Raw genomic sequence first — 5,310 nt, forward strand, 5'->3', positions numbered from 1 at the left:
GTGCTGAAAGGTCTGGAAGGTCCGCAAACCGTGGTGCTGTTGTGAAAGCCACGCGTGCAGGTCGTTCATATGAGCTCCTTCGAATAACGGAAGAAGCTGCCGGTTTATACAGGGGGGATATGACGATTGGAAGGGAGGGGAGCCCCCTGGGAGAGGAAACCGGGGAAACCAAGCTTCGTCTCCCTAGCCGGAATCAATCATTCCTATAAGCATTTGAAACTTAGCAGAATTGTTGAGGCGAAGATTTTCTTCCTCTCCCGAATTGGTATTTTTTGGGGGCAATTGCAAACCAACTCTGACTTGTCCAGCAAGAGCGATGCGGGCGAAACGGCAGTTTGCTGATTGTGGAGAGATCGCAGCATAGCCACCCATCCAGGGCCGATTCGCTGGCCATTCCGCCCAGTGAGCGTTGCCGGTTGGTTGGGAAGTCGGCGCGCAAGCAAGAAATATAGATAGGAATTGTGTCTGTTTCGGATCGTCGCGCATGGTAGGCTGCGATCTCTACGAATCTAACAGTGAAACCCATCCATGCTCGGCTTGCTTGTCGATTTCAACGGTACGATCTCTGACGATAATTTCTGGCGGTCTTTGCCGGCGCAAGAGGCTGAAGAAGTTCAAAGAAAGCTCTTTGTTGAAAATCGAGATTTGGTACGTCGCTGGATGCGAGGTCAGGTTACATCGAACTATGTCGTGGATTACCTTCACGATGCCACGCGCATTGAGGCACAGTTGCTAAGGGACATATTGATAACTGATTGTCAGACCGCTTTCATAGACAACGAGATACTTCAGCTAATTCGGTTGCTTCGTGTAAGGCTTCGAGTCTTTTTAGTGACTGGAAATATGGATTGCTTCAAGGCTCACACCGTTAGAGCCCTGCGTCTGTATGACGTCTTTGATGATCTCGTAATCTCGTCAGACATTGGGATGCTCAAAACCGACGATTCTTTTTTCGATTGGTTCGGGGTAAAATATCAGATTCCAATAACCGACTGCTACTTGTTGGATGACGATCTGAAAACCGGACTTGCGTTTGCGCATGCTGGAGGAAGGTTCATAAGGACTCGAGGCCCAGGGGAAACGCTTCGATATCTGAGAGGACTTTCTGGTTCAGAGCTATGACGCGTCATCGTCATGGCCACTACCCTCCAGTAGTTCTGCGGAGTCATGCATTTGGAAGAGGTTTGGTACAAAGACGCGAGCTCCCTGGCCCGCATTTAAGCGTCTTGCGATCTCAATTCGTCGCGGGTGGCGGCCGTGGATGATTTGGATCGACGTTCCCACGTAACCTGGAAAGTCAACGCGGTAGTTTAGTTCTGGCGGGAGAATTGTGTGACTCAAGCCAGAATTCCATAAGGCTGTGCGGAAGGCTGGTTGTTCGTGGCGCGGTTGTACAGGGCCATGAAGCTGCGAACGATAGATCGCGAGCCACAAGCGAAAAAAGCCGATTGTAGCCGTTGTCTTACGAAATAGTATAACACCGGTATTGAGCTCAGGGAAGCAGGATGGCACGCTTAGGTCTAAATAGGAGCCGTCGACAACTCTGCCTTCCACCACTGGCGGCGAGAAGCGCCAAGAAGCGTGTGCGACGGCAAGCTCCACCCGTTCGAGGAGCCGGAACAGGTGTGAGGTATAGCCGCAAGCTTCTGTATCGCAATCGAGATACAAAGCTTCGTCGAACGGGCAGGCCAAGAGGCCTTCAATCTTATCCTCGAACGACCACTTCGGCTGTTGGGCGGCCACGACCTGGGAGAAGATCGGACTATCTACCCGCTGGTCGGTGAAGATTGCCACCGGTAGGCTCGGGAAGTTAAGCTCGATGCTCTGGGCCGATCTTTCCGCCTCAGCCAAGTACTTTGCGCCAGTTGCTACGTAGTAGATACCTTTCACAATACCTCCTCATTCAGATCATTCGGTTGAGCCCTTGTGAATTGCACTCTCACATCCAGAGTCGCCGATGACAATGGTCCCTATGTGCTGGGATTAGAGGGCAACGTTTGTTCCGGAAAAACTACCATTGGTCTTCAGTATTGTCGTGAGAATCATAGAGTTTTTTTCGTTCCAGAGTATTGGGAGATGATCACCGGCGGCGAGCGCACAACGCTTACAGAACTGAATGCTAACGGGGCGCTTAAAATGGTATTTGCAATTGAGGAGCAGCGTTGCGCTGCCCTCACCGGCGCCAATTCGCCAATAGTCTGCGATCGCACTATTCTGACGGCGCTTGTAACGAACTTCGTAAGAGGGCGCCTCGGTGAGCATGGTGATGTGGAACTGCCAGTGCAATTGCTCAGAGATTCTAGAGTTATTAGGCCTAAGCTCTTCGTGTTTTTTGATGTTCAGAATGAAGTGCAACTAGAGCGATGGCAATCGCGCGGTGGGGGCAACTCAATTTTCACAAGTCCAGACTTTCAGAACTTGTATAGGCGATCCTTCTACTGCCTAGCGGAGCGTCTTCCAATAAAGGTTATGCCGGTCGTTGATGAGACCGTGGCTACCCTTGTTAGACAGGTTGAACTAGAAGTTCGAAATTGTGCCTCCACTGTCTACTGTGTCGTCGAAGCACTGCGGTACCTCTCATCGAAAATATGATCATGTTGTTCATCGACCTTTTTCTTCTGATCCTTCTCCTTCGATCCCTGTTCAATTGTATTTTTGCGATCGGATTCTTGAAGTGGATCGAAGGTCAGCAGCAAGCGGCCGTATCGTCGCCTGATCGGTTGATTATCATTCTTCCCGTCTACAAGGAGGAGAGGTCGATTGATGCCGCATTAGTCCGGCTGAGCGAACTTCTCGACGTTGCCGGCAATTGCGCTGCTATCGTTGTGGGCTCTTCTCGAGAGCGGTCCGGTGTCGATCCTAGGAACCTAACACTTTCGCTGGCGGAAAAGGCAAAAGTGGAGCGCGATCTATCGGTCACCATCGTGGAAGATCCGGACCAAAATTCGAATCGAGCAAAGCAAATCAACTACGCGCTCGCGACCATTGATGGTTCGCCTGCAAAAAGCTGGATACTGACGTTAGATATCGATAGTAAGGTACCAAGGCGAGTCATCCATCTTATCAGGAGCGGGATGGCGCAAGATGCAGGAATAATGCATGTACCAGCGCTGTTCTTAGATAACTTTTCGAAGTTGAGTGTGCTTCAGAAGGGGCAGGCGCTCTACCAATCGCGGTGGACCATCACTCATGAGTGCCGAAGAATGCTTTTGCATCGATGGACCGGGCAAATGCACTATCATCTCGTGGGCCATGGACTTTGTATTGAATTACAGCAGCTTCTTTCCGTTGGCATGTTTCCCGCGGCCTCTATTTTGGAAGATGTTCATTTGGGTTACATCTGCTCGGTGCTGAACCGCAAGGTGCACATAGTGCCGGAGTTCGAACTCGCCGACTCCCCCGTTACCTATATCGAAGGATGGCGCCAGCAGTACAGATGGGCTGCTGGCGTGCAACAGTACTTATACTTTCTAGGACAGCTGCGAGGTAGGCTCGCGGATTACCCATTCTTAATTCGATTCAAAGCTGTGTTCTTTGCGCTCCAAGGAATGCTCAATAGCATCAGCTGGAATACCTCCGCCTACTTGCTAGTCGCTATTACGGTATCAGCGCTTCTAGGTGGGACTTTGCCCGCACTCTATTTGCTGTGTTACTTTGGAGAATTTGCCATCTGTTTATGCTATTTTTGGAGGAGAGATCTGATCGATTCTTGGGATTTTTTCTTTTCGCCGTTCTATCTGATCTTTGAGTTGCTGAAGCGGAGCGTCCCAGCGAATTTTGCCGCATTAAGTTCAATCATCGGCATAAAACATCGATTGAAGAAAGCGGAGCACTAATAGCTTATCTGATAGCAGATGCGATTCTGTTGAAACATAAAGATGTTTGGCTAATTTCTCGTTCAGGGGCGGTTGATCTTCGGTCGCCCGCGTGTTTGCCCACAAATGTGGCTCGTCCTTGGGTTAAGGCTATGCCAGATGAGATTCACGTAACTGCACCATTTCGTTTGTCCATCGCCGGCGGCGGACTAGATCTCTCGTCGTCTGTGGCCTTCGGCAATTCTGAGCTTCTCATGCTAGCTCTTCGGGAGCGGTTGAATGTTAGAGTTGCGCTTCGGAGGGACGCTCAATTGCGTCTTGCATGTAGTGAACTAGGCCCTTGGTACGGTCCGCTTCCTGTTCACCAAGTGGACGGACTGGTAGGAGCAATTGTTAGGTCCATTGCCCCGGCGGGTGGAGACATTCGCATCTGGGCCCCCATAACGCCAGGGGCCGGCCTCGGTGGCTCAGGCGCTCTTTGCGTTGCCCTTATTTACGCAATAATGCAGCTCCGTGAAATGCAACTTCAGACACATGAGCTGATTAGCTTGGCCATGCATATCGAGCGCGATGAGTTCAATTCTAGGGTCTCGATTCAAGACGCGTCAGCTAGCGCCTTGGGCGGAATGCTGCGCATTTCGATTGATGAGAGTGGAAAGACCACGTTTCGGCGCGAGAGGGAGCTCGGTTCAGATTTCGCGCGAACGATCGCTCCGGGGCTCATTTTGATCGATACTGGTATTCGAAGAGCTGCCAAGGATGTGTTGGCTTTTGTTCCGCCGGTTGCTGATCTTCATCATGAAGTGCAGCGCTTGCGAGCACAAACAACAAGGATCGAGGCGATCATTAGGGCAGGGGATATACGAGCCTACGGCCAGGAGTTGACCCGACACTGGGTGGCGAAGCGTCTTTATTCGATCGGCATAACGACGCCAGAGATCGATGCTCTTTACGATCTCGGAATGTCGGCAGGGTGTTTTGGGGGGAAGTTGGTTGGAGCTGGCGGCGGAGGTCATTTTCTGTTTGCCGGAAATGAGCCGGCTTTGAGCTCGTTGCGTCGATCAGCATCATCCCAAGGATTGACATGTGGGCGCGTTCTAGCCGAGGACGAATCCGGTGTGCGAGTTGAAGCTCGCATCAGAACTACTTGATTTTGGAATTGCGATGACGGTGCACTTAATATGGTTGCGGTATAGGTGTTCGCCGCGGCTTCGAGCCAGAGGCGGATCTTTAGAATGTGATGCCCTGTAATCTTTCTTGCTCGTCTGGCGAAACACCGCCGATCATGCGGTTGATATCAAGAATCCTCCCAAAAGATTCCGATTGACCGAAATTCGGAAATGTCGTATCTCTTCGCCATCCCGGCCCAAGGACAAGGGGCGTTTCGCGATCGTCACGATACGCGGGCCGGGTGGCGGTGGACGTGGAGTGCATCGGCGCGCCGGCAATCGCAGGGCGGGTTTGGCCCGTGAGCGGTTGAGCAGCGCGCACACGA

At 51.6% G+C, this 5,310-nt stretch carries 6 protein-coding genes; 3 read left to right on the forward strand and 3 right to left on the reverse strand.

Annotation, left to right across the window (positions count from 1 at the left end):
• Positions 1 to 183: 183 nt before the first annotated feature.
• Positions 184 to 486: a hypothetical protein gene (locus UNPF46_RS31925; RefSeq protein ID WP_142252711.1), complete on the reverse strand. Its 303-nt coding sequence runs from the start codon at positions 484 to 486 to the stop codon at positions 184 to 186.
• Positions 487 to 528: 42 nt separating this feature from the next.
• Here UNPF46_RS31925 and UNPF46_RS31930 point away from each other — a divergent pair, with 42 nt between their 5' ends.
• Complete coding sequence (locus tag UNPF46_RS31930; RefSeq protein ID WP_142252712.1) at positions 529 to 1,122, forward strand: HAD family hydrolase; 594 nt, start codon at positions 529 to 531, stop codon at positions 1,120 to 1,122.
• Here UNPF46_RS31930 and UNPF46_RS31935 read toward each other — a convergent pair.
• On the reverse strand, positions 1,117 to 1,890 hold the full coding sequence (locus UNPF46_RS31935; RefSeq protein ID WP_142252713.1) for a glycosyltransferase family 77 protein: 774 nt from the start codon (positions 1,888 to 1,890) through the stop codon (positions 1,117 to 1,119). The two genes, UNPF46_RS31930 and UNPF46_RS31935, sit on opposite strands and share 6 nt — an antisense overlap.
• Positions 1,891 to 2,594: 704 nt before the next feature.
• On the opposite strand from UNPF46_RS31935, the gene UNPF46_RS31945 reads away from it, so the two are divergent.
• Positions 2,595 to 3,836, forward strand: coding sequence for a glycosyltransferase family 2 protein (locus tag UNPF46_RS31945; RefSeq protein WP_181770209.1), 1,242 nt, complete (start codon positions 2,595 to 2,597; stop codon positions 3,834 to 3,836).
• Positions 3,837 to 4,069: 233 nt separating this feature from the next.
• A complete protein-coding gene (locus UNPF46_RS31950) occupies positions 4,070 to 4,966 on the forward strand; it encodes a GHMP family kinase ATP-binding protein (protein ID WP_246668783.1) in 897 nt (298 codons plus the stop codon).
• 79 nt (positions 4,967 to 5,045) lie between these two features.
• On the opposite strand, the gene UNPF46_RS38160 is transcribed toward UNPF46_RS31950, so the two are convergent.
• Positions 5,046 to 5,310, reverse strand: a 265-nt coding sequence (locus tag UNPF46_RS38160; protein ID WP_210248366.1) for a hypothetical protein, incomplete at its 5' end; no start/stop codon positions are given.

The sequence above is a fragment of the Bradyrhizobium sp. UNPF46 genome, assembly GCF_006658625.1.
Taxonomy (GTDB): Bacteria; Pseudomonadota; Alphaproteobacteria; order Rhizobiales; family Xanthobacteraceae; genus Bradyrhizobium; species Bradyrhizobium nitroreducens.

Bases quoted from the DNA above. Each gene is read 5' to 3' on its own strand.
- UNPF46_RS31925 (WP_142252711.1), bottom strand. From the start codon at position 486: ATGCGCGACGATCCGAAACAGACACAATTCCTATCTATATTTCTTGCT.
- UNPF46_RS31930 (WP_142252712.1), top strand. From the start codon at position 529: ATGCTCGGCTTGCTTGTCGATTTCAACGGTACGATCTCTGACGATAAT.
- UNPF46_RS31945 (WP_181770209.1), top strand. From the start codon at position 2,595: ATGTTGTTCATCGACCTTTTTCTTCTGATCCTTCTCCTTCGATCCCTG.
- UNPF46_RS31950 (WP_246668783.1), top strand. From the start codon at position 4,070: ATGCTAGCTCTTCGGGAGCGGTTGAATGTTAGAGTTGCGCTTCGGAGG.